Here is a 16,872-nt window from a genome sequence, read left to right as displayed (position 1 = left end):
GACCGGCCAAGTTGGGGCGGATCAGGAGGGGTTGGGCTGCCAGCTCCGCAGCACGGTGGAGAACCGCTTGCTCGTGGTGTCCCAGTCGCCGGCCGGCGAGGCGGTGTAGAGGGCGTACTCGACACCGTCAGGCGTCATGTACGCCACGTCCAGCGCGCGGTACGGCCCGGAGAAGGGCGAGTCCTTCGCCAGCTGTGTCCAGGTGCATTCCCAGCGGACGCTCGGCTGGTCGCGGTAGATCTCCTCCCTCATGCTCAGCGTCGTGAAGTCCTTGAGCCGCCTTTGGTTCGACGCCTCCAACTCACGCATGTGGTCGTAGGAGTTGGTGTAGTCCGGCGCGGTGTCGACGGCGACGCGCACGAGGGTCCTGCCGTTGTCGGGCGAGTAGTCGACCTGCGCCAGACCGTCCTTCTCCTCGATGGAGACCGTCCGGTCCCAGCCAGCGGGCAAGTACAGACTGAAGCCCAGGGGATCGTCGTACTTCTTCCACCCGGCGGGAATCGCCCCCTGGGCACCCTTCGTCGGGGAAGAGGTCGGTGTCGGCGTCGGAGTCGGACTCTCGCTCGATGAGGAGGGGCTGCCCGAGTTCCACTGCTGGAGCGCGACCGCACCACCCCCGCCGACGATCGCCGCGAGCGCCACGACCAGGGCGAACGTACGCAGCCGGTGACGCTTGCGCGGGACGGGAGCCGCCGCGCCCACGATGACCGGCGGATACGGCGTCGCGGCGGCCGTCTGCCCGGCACGGGTTCCGGTACCGGCGGTGCCCGTCTCCGGCGCGTACCGCACAGGCCCCGTCGGCACATACGCCTGCGCCGCGCTCGCCCGCCGCCCCTCGGCCACCTCCGCCAGCATCTGCTCGGCCTGCGCCGCGGTCGGCCGCTCGGCCGGATCCTTGCGGAGCAGTGCCGCGAGGACGGGCTCCAGCGCACCCGCGTGCGCCGGTGCCGCCGGTTCCTCCTCGACGACCGCCTGCATCGTGCCGAGCGGCGAGGTGCGGCGGAACGGCGACCTGCCTTCCACCGCCGTGTACAGCGTCGCGCCCAGCGCCCACAGATCCGACGCCGGGCCCGGGTCGTGGCCGCGGACGCGCTCCGGGGCGAGGTAGTCCACGGAACCGACGACCTCGCCGGTGCGCGTGATCGTCGTATCGCCCTCGATCTGGGCGATGCCGAAATCGGTGAGGAGGACGCGGCCGTCATGGGACAACAGCACATTGCCGGGCTTCACGTCGCGGTGCAGGACCCCCGCGTCGTGCGCCGCGCGCAGCGCCCGCAGCACCCACAGGCCGATCCGGGCCGCCTCGGCCGGCTCCACCCGCCCGTCCGCCTTCACCGCGTCCGCCAGCGAACGGCCCTCGACCAGCTCCATCACGATCCACGGGCGGGCGTCATGGTCGAGGACGTCGTGCACGGTGACGACGGCGGAGTGGTTGATCCGGGCCGCCGCACGGGCCTCGGCGCGCGTGCGGTGGAGCAACCGCTCCTGGTCGCCCTCGGAGACGTACAGGGCGGCGGTCAGCTCCTTGATGGCGACAGCCCGGTGCAACACCTCGTCGTGGGCCCGCCACACGCGGCCCATGCCGCCGCTGCCGATGGTGTCGGCAAGCCGGTAGCGGCCCGCGATGAGCAGGCCCTGCATCTGATTCACGTTGCCCCGCAATGGTCTTGACAGGGTCAGCGTAAGGATCGGTCCCTACGCAGGGAACCACAGGGGTCCCAAGGAGACAGCACTGTGACAGTTGTCGCTTTCACCAGCCGCGAGCAACCGTCACCAGCCGCAAGCAACCGTCACCGAGTGCGCTCAGCCGGTCACCTCGTACGTCGCCGACGCCTGCTCGAACAACCGTGTCACCTCGTCCCGCTCCGCCTCGGGACCGCGCACCTGCACCACGTGGTACTTCCCGCCGACGAGGATCGCCAGATTCCGCACGAACAGCTCGCGCCCCGCGCTGTCCGTCCAGGTGAACTGCCCCTCGGCCATGGTCCGCCCGCCCACCGAGATCGTCTTCAGCCCGGAGGCGCTCGCCCAGCTGGAGTCGCGGTACGGCTGCAGCTCGCGCTCGTCCTCCCGCTGGTACGCCATGGGGTCCTCGCCGAACTCGTCCGCGCTGTCCCGTCCGGGTACGACGATCAGGTCGAAGTCGCCGTGCGAGTACACGACCTGTCCGCGGCCGTTCTTCGGCGTACGGTCCCAGCCGTCGGCCACGGCGACGCGGAATCCGGCGGTGTCCGAGCGCAGGGTGAAGCCGTCGGCGACGTCGGGGTCGTTGGACTGCGGTTGCGCCGAGCCACTGCCGCCGTCCGCCTCGGGCGTGGTCTGCTCGGGGCGCGGCTCACTGCTGGCGGTCTGCTTCGGCGCGTCGCTGATCTCACCCGCGGCGCCGGTCCGGTCGGTCCCATCCGTTCCGCCCGCGCCGTCCGACGAATCGGACTTCGGCATGAACAGCATGGCGTACGCGATCGCCCCCGCCATCAGCAGCAGCACGAGCAGCAGCAGCGTGCGCCCGAGCCTGCGCGGGGACGCCTCCTCCTGCCGGGCGGCCTTGGCCCGCTTGTGCCGTCCGTGCGCGCTGGTCGCGGGCAGCCCGGCGCGCCGCCTGCGCACCAGCTCGCCCCGCCGCCGCACGATGGGCAGCCGGTTGCCCTCGACGGGCGGCGCGGCGACCACGTACGTGCCCGCCTCCGGCTCCGGCGCGGAGCGCACGAGCGAGCGCAGCCAGCCCCGCAGCTCCTCGAAGTCCAGCCGCTCGGTGGGGTCCTGCCGCAGCAGCGACTCCACGACCGGCCGCAGCGGCCCGCACTCCTCGGCGAAGGCCGGCGGCTCGGCGCACACCATCTGCACCAGCTCGGCGGTCGACTCCTCCGGGTACGGCGCATGCCCCTGCACGGCCCGGAACAGCAGCGCGCCGAGCGCCCACAGGTCGGTCGCGGGGCCGATCGGCGCGGCCAGCTGCCAGTTCTCGTGCACCGGCCCGGCCTGCTCGGGCGCCCATCGCTCGGTCACCGGCCCGACGACGGCCATCCTGGCCTGCCGCGCCCGCTCGGCGGCGAGCGCGGTGGCGGGGCCGCGGGGCACGGGCGCGGCGGCGGCGAGCTCGTCCCAACGGCTGGGGGCGGGCGCCGGGTTGGGCACGGACGGCACACTTCCGGCCGACGGCAGTGCGGCCGTACGTCCTTCTGACCCGCCCGGCAGCGCCCTGCCGCCACCGCCGGCGGGAGCGGCCCCGTGCCAGGAGTCGTTCCGGACGCCGTAGGGGTCGACGATCTGTCCCGGCGGGGTGGCACCGGACCGCCGGTGCTCGTCCCGGCCGGGCGCGACGGTGCCGCCCAGGGGTCCGGCGGTGGGCACCGCCCACCCCGCCTCACCGGGACGCGTGGCACCGGGCGCGACCTGGGTGCCGCCGCCCGGTCCGTACGGCGGTGTCGGCCCGCCGTCGACCCCGGCAGCGGTCGCGGGGCCCTCCTCCGGCGAGGGGCGGGCTCCGGGCAGGGCCGCGTGGCCGTTCTGCTGGGCTTCCTGGACGCGGGCGGCGGCCCGGGCGCCCGCGCGATACGCGGCGATCGCCCCTGCCCGCGCGGCCCGGACGTCCCCACCGGTCGGCTCCACGGCCCTGCGCGCGACCGCACCCGAGCCACCGGCACCGTTCGCCGTCTCACCGCCGAGCCCCGGCAGCCCACCGGCCTCCCGAGCCTCGATGGCGGCCCGCCGCGCGGCCTCGGGGTCCAGGGAGCTCGCGGGTCCGGCGGGCCCTGAGCCACCAACGCCACCGGGGCCCGCACTCACGGCCCCCGACCCGCTGAAAGTCCCCGGCACCGCCCGTACACCCGGCGCCCCCTGCGGCCCGAGCTCCCGCCCGTCACCACCGAAGCGCCCGTCACCACCGGACCGCCCGCCGCCACCGGCTCCTGACGCTCCTCCCGCGCCCCCGGCCCCGCCGACTCCTGGCGGTCCCGCCACACCCCCGGCGACGCCGCCCCCGTCACTCTCCGGAGCCGGCACCGGGTCGTACCCGCACAGCGCCTCCTCCGCCGCGCCGACCGCGAGCCCGGTCAGCATCACGCGGCCGTCGTCGCAGACGAGCACCGTGCGGGCGGTGATGTTCCGGTGCACCCAGCCATGCGCGTGCAGCACCCGCAGGGCCATCAGCACATCGGAGGCGACCTCGGCCGCCCGGTACGGCGTCAGCGGCTTCTCCGCGAGCAGCGCCGCGAGCGGCCGCGCGGCCACCAACTCGCTCACTATCCACAGCGACCCGCCCTCGGCGAACACGTCGAAGACCTGGTCGAGCCGGGGATGGTCGGGGATCGCGGCGGCAGCCTGCGCGGCCTCGACAGCCCGCCGCACGGCCGGATCGGTGGGCCGGCGTGTGCTGGTCCGCGCCGTGGCGCCGCCCCGCCGGACTCCCCTGCCCTGCGGGTCCCTTGCCGTGAAACCGTCGGGCAGCCCCTCGGCGTCGAGCACCTCCGCCTCGACCACCTCGGGCAACGGCACCTGCCTGACCAGGACTTCCTGCCCGCTGTAGGTGTCGAAGGCCCGGGTCTCGGTGAGTTCGTACTCGTCGGAGGGGGGCAGCGGCAGGCGGTAGCGGTCGGCGAGTACCCGTCCCGCATAGTCGTCCACGTTGCCTCCCCCGGCAGCCCGGTCGGTCAATTCCGTTCGCCTCGCGTGCCGTTCCGCACCCATACCTGGATGCGTACGGTCCGCAAGCACTCACGATACGTGCCGGAGGCAACCCGCAAAGAGGGGATGCCAGATCTCATGTCCGAAACGCGGGACCGGTCACCACACGGTCACTTCACGATTTCGGTTCGAACGTCTTCGCGAGCGTCTGCCAGGTGTCCTTGCGCAGCTCGCTGCCCCAATTGGCGGCTTTCGCCGTGTACATCAGGGCATATCCGAGATGGTCGTTGACGACGAAACCCCGGTCGATGGTCCGGTACTTCGTGCCGCCCTCGCTGTAGGTGAACTCCCAGTCGGCCGCGAGCCAGTCCCGGTAGTCCACCTTCGCTATTCGAACCCGGTCGTACTGGGAGCGCACCATGTACCGCTCCTGGTTCTTCCAGTCCGCCACCGGGTCGCCCTTCGGCGTCGACGTCCAGGCGACCAGCAGCTTCTGACCGTCGGGTCCGGTGAACCGGTCCCCCGCGGAACTCGAGGTCTGGAACTTCCACCCCTCGGGCAGCCCGATCGAGTACCCCTGACCGCCGTTGTACGTCTTCACCGCGGTGCCACCGTCGTCGGCGGAACCGCCCGCGTCACTGCCGCCGGTCGCGGTGGGGCTGTTGCTCGGCGTGCTCCCGGACGGGGCCCCGGCCTCCGCCGACTGGCTCGCCTTGCCGTCCGCCCGGTCGCCGCCGGCGCCCTTGTCCTCCTTGGTGGAGGGACTCGCACTCGTCGTGCCTGCGGAAGCCTTGGCACCGCCGCCGCGCGCGGAGTTGTCGGACGAGCCGTCACCCCCACCGAGTGTGAGGGCCAGCACGACCGCGACCACGGCGAGCACCACGACCACCGCGATGATCACCAACGTCCGCCGCGGCACCACATCGGTGAGCGGCGCCCTCGGCACCGGCCGCGGAGGCAGATCCGGCGGCGTCATCACGGGCCACCCCGAACTCCGCCCACCACCGGCCGAGTTGCCCCCGGCTCCCGCGGAACCCGCCGCCCCCGAGCCACCGGCCCCGGAACCACTCACGCCGACCGAGCCAGACCCGGCGGCGACACCCGTACCCGAGCCCGAAGCCACACCCCCACCGGAAGCCGCCCCACCGGCGACCCCAGCAGCACCAGCACCGGAAGCACCCGCACCAGAAGCCGTGTCGGCCCCCGAACCGCCCTTGCCCGCCCCGGACTTGGTCCGAGAGGCCGCCGCCGTACCGGCCGCCCCCGCCGCCACCGCGGCCTTGCGCACCGAACGCAGCGCCCCGCGCAGCCGCTCCCCGCCCTCACCCCGGTCGGGCTGCGGAGGCAGCGGTACGACCTTCGTCGCGTCCGGCGCCGGCGCGGGCTCGTCCGGCTTCGGCTCGGGCGCGTGGATCACGGCGTTGAGCATCACGCGGGCACCCGCGTCGTCGAGCCGCTTCTCGGGGTCCTTGGTGAGCAGCCCGTAGATGACGTCCTTCAGTGGACCCGCGTTCTTCGGCTCCTCCAGCGGCTCGGTCATCACCGCGGTGAGCGTCGCGATCGCGGACCCCTTGTCGTACGGCGGCACGCCCTCCACCGCCGCGTACAGCAGTCCGCCCAGCGACCACAGGTCAGCCGCGGGCCCCGGCTTGTGCCCACGGGCACGCTCCGGGGAGATGTAGGAGGGCGCGCCGACGAGCATGCCGGTGGAGGTGATGGACGGGTCGCCCTCGACCTGCGCGATGCCGAAGTCGGTGAGCACGACCCGGCCGTCCTCGGAGATCAGCACGTTGGACGGCTTCACGTCCCGGTGCAGGATGCCCTGGCGGTGCGCCGAGCGCAGCACGTCCAGCACCGCGAGCCCGACCTCCGCCGCCCGCTTCGGCTCCAGCAGGCCGTCCTCGCGGATGACCTCGGCGAGCGACTTGCCCTCGACGAGCTCCATCACGATCCACGGCCGGTCGTCCTCGTCGACCACGTCGAAGACCGTCACCGCGCTGGTGTTGCGGATCCGCGCGATCGCCTTGGCCTCCCGCAGCGTGCGCGTGATCAGCCGGCGCTTCTCCTCCTCGTCGATGCTGGAGGGGAACCGCAGCTCCTTCACGGCGACGATCCGGCCCAGGGTCTCGTCCTCGGCCCGCCACACCGTGCCCATGCCGCCGCGGCCGAGCACTGCTCCCAACCGGTACCGCCCGGCGAGGAGACGTTCGCTCTTGTCCTGACGGGATGCCCCCGCCCGCTCCGCCTCCGACATGCGTCCCCTCATACAACCCGCCCTGACAGAGCCTCCATTGTCCCTCACCCGACAAGTGCCCAACGCCCAGGGTGCCCCTGACGACAAGCCGACCATCAGGGCGACCGAACCCTCACAGCGCGTGGCGGTCACGCGCCCCAAAGGCACCCCAAAGCCACCTCAAAGACCCGCCGAACCCGCCCCGCACCCCCACGCCCGGGACCACCCGACACCGAGTTCCAGCCACCCTGCATGATGGTCCGCACCACCGGAGAAACCGCCAAGCCGAACAACAGGACCCACCGAGCCGAACCGCAGGATCCGCCAAGCCGAACGACAAGACCCACCGAGCCGAACCGCAAGACCCGCCACGCCGGCCAGGAGGACCCGCCGTGCCCCCGTTTCGGACACTACTGGCCGTACCTGTGTCCTTGGCGCTCCTCGCCCTGACCCCCGCCGCCTCCTCCGCCCCCGCCCCACCGCCGACGGACACGCTCCTCCCCCTGCTGCTCACCAGGGGCGAAGCCCCGGCCGCCGCCCTGCTGACCCACGAGGGGACCGAGACGCACTACGCCGAGGCCGGGTCCGGGTCCGGGTCCGGGTCCGGGATCGCCCGCGCCGACCACTTCCGCGCCGGCAGCATCACGAAGACCTTCATCGCGACCGTGATCCTCCAACTGGCCGCGGAGCACCGGCTGTCCCTGTCCGACACCGTCGACCAGCACCTGCCCGGCCTGGTGCGCGGAGCCGGCAACGACGGCCGCACGCTGACCCTGCGCGCCCTGCTCACCCACACCAGCGGCCTGTACGACTTCACCGCGGACACCCGTGGCCTGGTCCCCCTCTCCCCTCGTCAGGCCGTACGCCTCGCCGTCTCCCACCCTCCGGCCGCTCGCGGCCGTTACCTCTACTCGAACACCGACTACGTCGTCCTCGGCATGGTGATCAAGCAGGTCACCGACCACTCCTACGCCGTCGAGGCCGAGCGGCGCATCCTCACTCCGCTGCGCCTGACCGGCACCTCCTTCCCTGGTTCCCGCGCTTCTCTCCCCTCCCCGCACGGCCGCGCCCGCGCGACCGACGGCACCGATGTCACCGAGCTCGACCCGCGGGTGGCCGGGGCCGCGGGTGAGCTGGTGACCACGCTCGCCGACCTGGACCGCTTCTACGGCGCGCTCCTGGGCGGCCGGCTGCTGCCCCCGCACTGGCTGCGCGAGATGCTCGACACCCGCGCCGCACACGGCCTGTACGGCATGGGGCTGTTTCCGGTGAAGCTGCCGTGCGGCACGACGGTTTGGGGGCACAACGGCCGTATCCCGGGCAGCTACGTGCGCACCGCGGCCACCGTCGACGGACGTCGCGTCCTCACCTTCCGCGTGAACACGACCGCGATCGCAGACCCCGACCTCGAACCGGCCCTGCTCGCCGCCGAGTTCTGCCCCCGCACCTCGTAGAACGCCCGGGTCCCGAACGAAGATCCCACCCCCCGACACCCGTTCGAGTGAAGTCGAGGCGGGCCCCACCGAGGCCCCGCGGACGAGACCCCATCGCCAAGGCCCCGCCCCCAAGGTCCGCCGCAAACGCCCCTACAACGGCACGATGTCCGGCGCCCCCAACCGCGCCGCGTCCGCCGTCAGATCGTCCGGCTGCCGTTGCGACTCCCGCTCGGCCTCCACCCGCTTCTCGTAGTGCTCGACCTCGCGCTCGATCTGGTCCTTGTCCCAGCCCAGCACCGGCGCCATCAGCTCCGCGGCCTCGCGGGCGCTCCGCGTGCCCCGGTCGAAGGTCTCGATGGAGATGCGGGTCCGCCGGGTCAGGACGTCGTCCAGATGCCGCGCCCCCTCGTGCGAGGCGGCGTACACGACCTCGGCGCGCAGATAGTCGTCGGCCGCCTGCAACGGCTCGCCCAGCGACGGGTCCTGCGCGATGAGCTCCAGCACCTCCTCGGCCAGTGAGCCGAATCGGTTCAGCAGGTGCTCTACCCGCACCACGTGCAGCCCCGTCCGCGCCGCGATCCGCGCTCGCGCGTTCCACAGCGCCCGGTACCCCTCGGCGCCCAGCAGCGGCACGTCCTCGGTGACGCATTCCGCGACCCGCAGATCGAGCCCGTGCACCGCCTCGTCCACCGCGTCCTTGGCCATGACCCGGTACGTCGTGTACTTGCCGCCCGCCACCACGACCAGCCCCGGCACGGGATGCGCCACGGTGTGCTCGCGGGACAGCTTGCTCGTGGCGTCCGACTCGCCGGCCAGCAGCGGCCGCAGTCCCGCGTAGACACCCTGGACGTCGTCGCGCGTCAGCGGCACCGCGAGTACCGAGTTCACATGCTCCAGCAGATAGTCGATGTCCGCGCTGGACGCGGCGGGGTGCGCCTTGTCGAGGTCCCAGTCGGTGTCGGTGGTGCCGACGATCCAGTGCCGGCCCCACGGGATGACGAACAGCACGGACTTCTCGGTGCGCAGGATCAGCCCGGACGTGGAGTGGATGCGGTCCTTGGGCACCACGAGGTGGATGCCCTTGGAGGCGCGGACGTGGAACTGCCCGCGCTCGCCCACCATGGCCTGGGTGTCGTCGGTCCACACGCCCGTCGCGTTGACGACCTGCTTGGCGCGGATCTCGTACTCCCCGCCGGCCTCGACGTCCTGCACGCGCGCCCCGACGACCCGCTCGCCCTCGCGCAGGAAGCCGGTCACCCGCGCGCGGTTGGCGACCGTCGCCCCGTACGCCGCCGCCGTCCGCACGAGGGTGGCCACGAAGCGGGCATCGTCCATCTGGGCGTCGTAGTACTGAAGCGCCCCGACCAGGGCGTCCTTCTTCAACGCGGGAGCCACGCGCAGGGCGTGACGGCGGCTCAGGTGACGGTGCATCGGCAGGCCGCGTCCGTGCCCGCGCGCCATCGACATCGTGTCGTAGAGGGCGACGCCCGAACCCGCGTACAGCCGCTCCCAGCCCTTGTGCTGGAGCGGATAGAGGAAGGGCACCGGCTTCACCAGGTGCGGGGCGAGCCGCTCCAGCAGCAGCCCGCGCTCCTTCAGGGCCTCGCGCACGAGCGCGAAGTCGAGCATCTCCAGATAGCGCAGACCGCCGTGGATGAGCTTGCTGGACCTGCTGGATGTGCCCGACGCCCAGTCACGCGCCTCGACCAGGCCGACGGACAGCCCGCGCGTGACCGCGTCGAGGGCGGTTCCGGCACCGACCACACCGCCGCCCACCACCAGTAGGTCCAGCTCGCGCTCGGCCATGGCCGCGAGCGCCTCGGCTCGCTGCGCCGGCCCCAGTGTCGCTGTCCTCACCGCTGCCTCCCGCTGTCGGTCACGCCGGTCTCACCCAGGAGGAGTGACCCGGTCCGTATCCCCCATGCCCAAATTCTGACCGGCTTGCCCGACTTCAGCCACCAGTCGCCCCCAGCCTGTGGACAACTTCCACGATGCGTAGGCCAAAGCTCCAGGAACCGCCGGGAGACACACGGAATCAATCCCGTATTTCGGTCATATTTACTCCTAGTCTGACATTGCGCTCGCCCATCCTGTCCACAGGACTTGCGCACCTGTCCCCCTTCGACTAACCCGCGCTCTCTCGGCTCTGGGAAGGACGGTCCACGCCATGCCCGCAGATCTCGCCGTCATCGGACTCGGCCCCTACGGACTCCCCCTCGCCCAGGCGGCCGTGGCCGCCGGAATCCCCACGCTCGGTTACCGCACCGGCCCCGAGGCCGGCTCGCTCAGCCCCGCCGAACTGCGCCGGATGCTCTCGGGGGGCTTCCGGCCGGCCACCTCGCCCGCAGAGCTCGGCCGGGTGCGTACGGCGGTCATCTGCGCGCCCACCCCGCGCGGCGCCGACGGCGGCCTCGACCTCACCCAGGTGGAGGCCGCGGCCCGCACTCTCGCCGCGCACCTGCGCCCGCACACCACGGTCATCCTGGAGTCGCCGGTCCCGCCGGGCACCACCGAGAACTTCCTGCGCCGGCTCCTCGAAGAGGGCTCCCGGCTGCGCGCGGGCCGCGACTTCCATCTCGCGTACTCGCCCAGCCGGGTCGATCCGGGCAACCGCGACTTCACCCCGGCCAACACGCCCAAGGTGATCGGCGGTCTGACCCCGGCCTGCACCGAGTCCGCGGCCGCCTTCTACTCGCGCCTCACCGACAAGGTGGTACGCGCGCGTGGACCGCGCGAGGCGGAGACGGTCCAGCTCCTGGAGACCAACTTCCGGCACGTCAACATCGCCCTCGTCAACGAGATGGCCGTCCTCTGCCACGACCTCGGCGTCGACCTGTGGGACGTGGTCCGCTGCGCGGAGACCAAGCCGTTCGGCTTCCAGGCCTTCCGCCCCGGCCCCGGCGTCGGCGGCCACTCGGTCCCGCAGGACCTGACGAGCGCCCCCGTCGGCCGCGTCCTGCGCATGGTGGAACTCGCCCAGCAGGTCAACAGCCAGATGCCGCGCTACGTCGTCCAGCGCGCCGCCACCCTCCTCAACGAGCACGGCAAGTCCGCGCGCGGCGCCCGTGTGCTGCTCCTCGGCGTGACGTACAAGCCCGACCTCGCCGACCAGCAGGCCACACCCGCGCGCGAGATCGCGGTACGGCTGATGGAACTCGGCGCCTCGGTCAGTTACCACGACCCGCACGTCCCCTCCTGGAACGTCCTGGACCGTCCGGTCCCGCGCGCGGACTCCTTCTACGAGGCCGCCGCCGACGCGGACCTGACCATCCTGCTCCAGCACCACCGCACATACGACCTCCAGGGCCTGTCGGTGAAGGCACAGCTCCTGCTGGACACCCGGGGCGCCACCCCGACCGGAGCCGCACACCGCCTCTGAGCAGCTACCGCCGCCGCACACGAAAGGGCCCGCCCACCTCCCCGGTGGACGGGCCCTTCCACGTCATGGCGTCTATCGCTTGTGCTGCGAGTCCGCGACCGTCACCTCGACGCGCTGGAACTCCTTGAGCTCGCTGTAGCCGGTCGTGGCCATGGCCCTCTTCAGCGCGCCGAAGAAGTTCATGGAGCCGTCCGGGATGTGCGAGGGGCCGGTCAGGACCTCCTCGATGGTGCCGACGGTGCCGAGGTCGACCTTCTTGCCGCGCGGCAGTTCCTCGTTCACCGCCTCCATGCCCCAGTGGTGGCCGCGGCCCGGCGCGTCGGTGGCGCGGGCCAGCGGGGAGCCCATCATCACGGCGTCCGCGCCGCAGGCGATGGCCTTGGGGAGGTCGCCCGACCAGCCCACGCCACCGTCGGCGATCACGTGCACGTACCGGCCGCCGGACTCGTCCATATAGTCGCGGCGGGCCGCCGCCACGTCCGCGACCGCGGTCGCCATCGGGACCTGGATGCCCAGCACGTTGCGCGTGGTGTGCGCCGCGCCGCCGCCGAAGCCGACCAGGACGCCCGCGGCACCGGTGCGCATCAGGTGCAGGGCCGCGGTGTAGGTGGCGCAGCCGCCGACGATCACCGGGACGTCGAGCTCGTAGATGAACTGCTTCAGGTTCAGCGGCTCGTGCGAACCCGAGACGTGCTCCGCGGAGACCGTCGTGCCGCGGATGACGAAGATGTCCACGCCCGCGTCGACCACGGCCTTGGAGAACTGCGCCGTGCGCTGCGGGGAGAGCGCGGCCGCCGTGACCACGCCGGAGTCGCGCACCTCCTTGATGCGCGCGCCGATCAGCTCCTCCTTGATGGGGGCGGAGTAGATCTCCTGGAGGCGGCGGGTGGCCGTCTCCGCGTCGAGCTCCGCGATCTCGTCGAGCAGCGGCTGCGGGTCCTCGTAGCGCGTCCACAGGCCTTCGAGGTTCAGCACGCCGAGGCCGCCGAGCTCGCCGATGCGGATCGCGGTGGCCGGGGAGACGACCGAGTCCATGGGGGCGGCCAGGAACGGCAGCTCGAAGCGGTAGGCGTCGATCTGCCAGGCGATCGAGACCTCCTTCGGGTCGCGCGTACGACGACTCGGGACGACGGCGATGTCGTCGAAGGCGTACGCCCGGCGGCCGCGCTTGCCGCGCCCGATCTCGATCTCAGTCACGTGTGTGGCCTTTCCCTGATGCGTTGCAGCGCCTTCCAGTATCCCCGACGCATACGACAAGGGCGGCCCCGGATGCTCCGGGACCGCCCCACGCGCGCGAGCGACTACTTACGGCTGTAGTTCGGCGCCTCGACCGTCATCTGGATGTCGTGCGGGTGCGACTCCTTGAGGCCCGCCGAGGTGATCCGGACGAACCGGCCGTTGTCCTGGAGCTCCGGGACGGTACGACCGCCGACGTAGAACATCGACTGGCGCAGGCCGCCGACCAGCTGGTGGACGACCGAGGAGAGCGGGCCGCGGTAGGGCACCTGGCCCTCGATGCCCTCGGGGACCAGCTGCTCGTCGGAGGCGACGCCCTCCTGGAAGTAGCGGTCCTTGGAGAAGGACTTGCGGTCGCCGCGGGACTGCATCGCGCCGAGCGAGCCCATGCCGCGGTACGACTTGAACTGCTTGCCGTTGATGAACAGCAGCTCGCCCGGGGACTCCTCGCAGCCCGCGAGCAGCGAGCCCAGCATCACGGTGTCGGCGCCCGCGACGAGCGCCTTGGCGATGTCGCCGGAGTACTGCAGGCCGCCGTCGCCGATGACCGGGACCCCGGCCTCCTTGGCGGCCAGCGAGGCCTCGTAGATGGCGGTGACCTGCGGGACGCCGATGCCGGCGACGACGCGGGTCGTACAGATGGAGCCGGGGCCGACGCCGACCTTGATGCCGTCCACGCCGGAGTCGATGAGCGCCTGGGCGCCGTCACGGGTGGCGATGTTGCCACCGATGACGTCCACGCTCGTGTGGTTGGACTTGATCTTGGCGACCATGTCGCCGACCAGCCGGGAGTGGCCGTGCGCGGTGTCGACGACGATGAAGTCGACACCCGCCTCGATCAGCGCCTGGGCGCGCTCGAAGGCGTCACCGGCGACACCGACCGCGGCACCGACGAGGAGCCGGCCCTCGGCGTCCTTGGCGGCGCTCGGGTACTTCTCGGCCTTGACGAAGTCCTTGACGGTGATGAGGCCCTTGAGGACACCCTCGTCGTCGACCAGCGGAAGCTTCTCGATCTTGTGCTTGCGCAGCAGCTCCATGGCCTCGACGCCGGAGATGCCGACCTTGCCGGTGACCAGCGGCATCGGCGTCATGACCTCGCGGACCCGGCGGGAGCGGTCGCTCTCGAAGGCCATGTCGCGGTTGGTGACGATGCCGAGCAGCTTCTTGCCCGGGTCGGTGACCGGAACGCCGCTGATGCGGAACTTGGCGCACAGCGCGTCGGCCTCGGCGAGCGTGGCGTCCGGGTGCACGGTGATCGGGTCGGCCACCATGCCGGACTCGGAGCGCTTGACGAGGTCGACCTGGTTGGCCTGGTCCTCGATGGAGAGGTTGCGGTGCAGAACGCCGACGCCGCCCTGGCGGGCCATCGCGATCGCCATGCGCGACTCGGTGACCTTGTCCATGGCGGCGGACAGCAGCGGGATGTTCACCCGCACGTTCTTGGAGACGTACGAGGCGGTGTCGATCTCGTCGGGAGCCATATCCGACGCGCCCGGCAGCAGCAGCACGTCGTCGTAGGTCAGCCCGAGCGTCGCGAATTTGGCGGGCACTCCGTCGACGTTTGCAGTCATGACACCTTCCCCAATGGCCTTGATCGGTGCGGATGTCCATGCTAACGGGAAGGAAGGGTCCCGAATTCCACGGTTCCGTCCTGCTACCGGCTTCGTATCTTCGTACGGAACCAGGGGTGGGCCCGTTCACCGAAGCCACAAAACAGCGGGCCCTACTGCTCGGCCAGCGCCCGCAGCCTGCTCAGCGCACGGTGCTGCGCAACCCGCACCGCGCCGGGTGACATTCCCAACATCTGGCCCGTCTCCTCCGCCGTCAGCCCCACCGCGATCCGCAGCAGCAACAGCTCCCGCTGGTTCTCGGGGAGGTTGGCCAGCAGCTTCTTGGCCCATTCGGCGTCGCTGCTGAGCAGCGCCCGCTCCTCGGGCCCGAGCGAGTCGTCGGGCCGCTCCGGCATCTCGTCCGAGGGCACCGCCGTCGAGCCGGGGCCCCGCATCGCGGCCCGCTGCAGGTCGGCGACCTTGTGGGCGGCGATGGCGAACACGAAGGCCTCGAAGGGTCGGCCGGTGTCCCGATAACGCGGCAGCGCGAGCAGCACCGCGACACAGACCTCCTGCGCGAGGTCCTCCACGAAATGACGCGCGTCGCCGGGAAGCCGGGACAGCCGCGTACGGCAATAGCGCAGCGCCAGTGGGTGGACATGGGCGAGCAGGTCGTGAGTCGCCTGCTCATCCCCGTCGACGGCGCGATGGACAAGCCCACCGATCACCGTCGTCTCGTCCTCACGCATCGGTCCATGGTGCCTTGCGGCCGATTCATCCGTGGCACCGCGTCCGATGTTGTGCACCGAAGCGTTATGAGCAGGTGCGCCGGAACTCATCCCCTGCGCCCTCCCCTTCCGCTCGACCGACTCGTCCCCGAGAGACTCCACACCTCAAGGATGCGGCATCGGCGCCGAAACCAGCACCGGGCACGATGACCCGCGCCCCGAAAGGGGCGCGGGGAACTGCGCGACCAGCCACGATGTGCGCGCACACGGCAACGGCCTGACGGACCGAGCTCTCAGCGAACCAGACCCCAACGGAACCCAAGAGCCACGGCATGCGCCCGGTCGGACGCACCCAGCTTCTTGAACAACCGCCGAGCGTGCGTCTTCACGGTGTCCTCGGACAGGAACAGCTCCCGCCCGATCTCCGCGTTGGACCGCCCGTGGCTCATACCCTCGAGCACCTGGATCTCACGCGCCGTGAGCGTGGGCGCGGCGCCCATCTCGGCAGACCGCAGCCGCCGCGGAGCGAGCCGCCACGTGGGGTCGGCCAGCGCCTGCGTCACCGTGGCCCTCAACTCGGCACGCGAGGCGTCCTTGTGGAGGTAGCCCCGCGCGCCCGCGGCGACGGCCAGCGCGACCCCGTCCAGGTCCTCGGCCACCGTGAGCATGATGATCCGCGCACCGGGGTCCGCGGACAGCAGCCGCCGTACGGTCTCGACGCCGCCCAGTCCGGGCATGCGTACGTCCATCAGGATCAGGTCTGAGCGGTCGGCGCCCCAGCGGCGGAGGACTTCCTCGCCGTTGGCCGCGGTCGTCACGCGCTCGACGCCGGGCACGGTCGCGACCGCGCGGCGGAGCGCCTCTCGGGCAAGCGGGGAGTCGTCGCAGACGAGGACGGATGTCATGGCCGTCCTCCGCAGCTGATGCACGTCACCTTGAGCCTCCAGGCTGGTACGAAATCGTCACCTGTGCGGTCGACCGTCTCGGACGCCAGCCCGAGCACTTCCAGCTTCAACCGCCTCCGCACTCTCAACGACGGTCACTCGAAAGAGTTACGGGGCTGTGCGCCGTCTTCGGCACTCTACGTGAGGGTGCGGACACGGTGCAGACATGCGCGACGGACCCACAACGTTTCATCACAACCAGTGCCCCATTCGGCCCCATTTCTTCCCATTTACTGGTGTCTGAGGCTAGATTCGCAATGAGTCATATTTTCATCTCCTTAGATCGTAGATGTACGGTCGTGGACACCGTATCCGCCACAGAACGGCTACAAGGGGTCACGCAATGGCAGATTTCTCCCGCCTTCCCGGACCGAACGCGGACCTGTGGGACTGGCAGCTCCTTGCTGCCTGCCGCGGGGTCGACAGTTCGCTCTTCTTCCATCCGGAGGGAGAGCGCGGTGCGGCGCGGAGTGCTCGTGAGAACTCGGCCAAGGAGGTCTGCATGAGATGCCCGGTGCGCGCGCAGTGCGCGGCGCACGCGCTGGCGGTGCGAGAGCCGTACGGCGTGTGGGGCGGCCTGACCGAGGACGAGCGCGAGGAGCTCATGGGCCGGGCGCGCAACCGCCTGGTGACGGCGTCTTCGTCGAGTGGCGGGCACACCGCCTCGAACAACTGAAGGAACGTTTCTTCAGCGTCTCTCGAAAAGGGGCACGCGCACGCGTGCCCCTTTTTCCTTCCCGGTA

At 71.6% G+C, this 16,872-nt stretch carries 11 protein-coding genes; 3 read left to right on the top strand and 8 right to left on the bottom strand.

Translation table 11 applies throughout. The annotated features are described in order from the left end of the window. Positions 1-21: 21 nt before the first annotated feature. The 3 genes from CRP56_RS26250 to CRP56_RS26240 form a co-directional block, all read right to left on the bottom strand. Positions 22-1,641 (bottom strand): serine/threonine-protein kinase, encoded by a 1,620-nt coding sequence (locus tag CRP56_RS26250; protein ID WP_097267920.1) that lies wholly within the window; start codon positions 1,639-1,641, stop codon positions 22-24. Between the two features lie 162 nt (positions 1,642-1,803). Next, complete coding sequence (locus CRP56_RS26245) at positions 1,804-4,623, bottom strand: protein kinase (RefSeq protein ID WP_257041055.1); 2,820 nt, start codon at positions 4,621-4,623, stop codon at positions 1,804-1,806. Positions 4,624-4,798: 175 nt separating this feature from the next. After that, complete coding sequence (locus CRP56_RS26240; protein WP_097267916.1) at positions 4,799-6,877, bottom strand: serine/threonine-protein kinase; 2,079 nt, start codon at positions 6,875-6,877, stop codon at positions 4,799-4,801. A 371-nt stretch (positions 6,878-7,248) separates the two neighbouring features. On the opposite strand from CRP56_RS26240, the gene CRP56_RS26235 reads away from it, so the two are divergent. Continuing rightward, positions 7,249-8,310, top strand: coding sequence for a serine hydrolase domain-containing protein (locus CRP56_RS26235; RefSeq protein WP_097267914.1), 1,062 nt, complete (start codon positions 7,249-7,251; stop codon positions 8,308-8,310). Positions 8,311-8,442: 132 nt separating this feature from the next. On the opposite strand, the gene CRP56_RS26230 is transcribed toward CRP56_RS26235, so the two are convergent. Beyond that, on the bottom strand, positions 8,443-10,149 hold the full coding sequence (locus CRP56_RS26230; RefSeq protein WP_097267912.1) for a glycerol-3-phosphate dehydrogenase/oxidase: 1,707 nt from the start codon (positions 10,147-10,149) through the stop codon (positions 8,443-8,445). Between the two features lie 310 nt (positions 10,150-10,459). Here CRP56_RS26230 and CRP56_RS26225 point away from each other — a divergent pair, with 310 nt between their 5' ends. Next, positions 10,460-11,671: a nucleotide sugar dehydrogenase gene (locus CRP56_RS26225; RefSeq protein WP_097267910.1), complete on the top strand. Its 1,212-nt coding sequence runs from the start codon at positions 10,460-10,462 to the stop codon at positions 11,669-11,671. Between the two features lie 72 nt (positions 11,672-11,743). Here the strand turns inward: CRP56_RS26225 and CRP56_RS26220 are convergent, their stop codons facing one another. The 4 genes from CRP56_RS26220 to CRP56_RS26205 form a co-directional block, all read right to left on the bottom strand. Further along, positions 11,744-12,868: a GuaB3 family IMP dehydrogenase-related protein gene (locus tag CRP56_RS26220; protein WP_059192856.1), complete on the bottom strand. Its 1,125-nt coding sequence runs from the start codon at positions 12,866-12,868 to the stop codon at positions 11,744-11,746. 104 nt (positions 12,869-12,972) lie between these two features. After that, positions 12,973-14,478 carry an IMP dehydrogenase gene (gene guaB / locus CRP56_RS26215; RefSeq protein WP_097267908.1) on the bottom strand — a complete coding sequence of 502 codons (1,506 nt, stop codon included), beginning with the start codon at positions 14,476-14,478 and terminating at the stop codon, positions 12,973-12,975. Between the two features lie 152 nt (positions 14,479-14,630). After that, positions 14,631-15,296 carry a sigma-70 family RNA polymerase sigma factor gene (locus CRP56_RS26210; RefSeq protein WP_373559684.1) on the bottom strand — a complete coding sequence of 222 codons (666 nt, stop codon included), beginning with the start codon at positions 15,294-15,296 and terminating at the stop codon, positions 14,631-14,633. 182 nt (positions 15,297-15,478) lie between these two features. After that, entirely contained in the window at positions 15,479-16,090 is a 612-nt protein-coding gene (locus CRP56_RS26205; protein ID WP_003948568.1) for a response regulator transcription factor, read from the bottom strand. Positions 16,091-16,472: 382 nt separating this feature from the next. Between CRP56_RS26205 and CRP56_RS26200 the strand changes: the two genes are divergently transcribed. After that, a complete protein-coding gene (locus tag CRP56_RS26200; protein WP_097267906.1) occupies positions 16,473-16,805 on the top strand; it encodes a WhiB family transcriptional regulator in 333 nt (110 codons plus the stop codon). The last annotated feature ends 67 nt before the right edge of the window (positions 16,806-16,872 follow it).

Source organism: Streptomyces sp. TLI_55, assembly GCF_900206255.1.
In the GTDB taxonomy this organism is placed as follows: domain Bacteria; phylum Actinomycetota; class Actinomycetes; order Streptomycetales; family Streptomycetaceae; genus Streptomyces; species Streptomyces aquilus.
The sequence above is the reverse complement of the archived record's forward strand: the minus strand, read 5'-3'. Positions and strand labels throughout refer to the sequence as shown.

Bases quoted from the DNA above. Each gene is read 5' to 3' on its own strand.
- CRP56_RS26250 (WP_097267920.1), bottom strand. From the start codon at position 1,641: ATGCAGGGCCTGCTCATCGCGGGCCGCTACCGGCTTGCCGACACCATC.
- CRP56_RS26240 (WP_097267916.1), bottom strand. From the start codon at position 6,877: ATGTCGGAGGCGGAGCGGGCGGGGGCATCCCGTCAGGACAAGAGCGAA.
- CRP56_RS26225 (WP_097267910.1), top strand. From the start codon at position 10,460: ATGCCCGCAGATCTCGCCGTCATCGGACTCGGCCCCTACGGACTCCCC.
- guaB (WP_097267908.1), bottom strand. From the start codon at position 14,478: ATGACTGCAAACGTCGACGGAGTGCCCGCCAAATTCGCGACGCTCGGG.
- CRP56_RS26210 (WP_373559684.1), bottom strand. From the start codon at position 15,296: ATGAGTTCCGGCGCACCTGCTCATAACGCTTCGGTGCACAACATCGGA.
- CRP56_RS26205 (WP_003948568.1), bottom strand. From the start codon at position 16,090: ATGACATCCGTCCTCGTCTGCGACGACTCCCCGCTTGCCCGAGAGGCG.
- CRP56_RS26200 (WP_097267906.1), top strand. From the start codon at position 16,473: ATGGCAGATTTCTCCCGCCTTCCCGGACCGAACGCGGACCTGTGGGAC.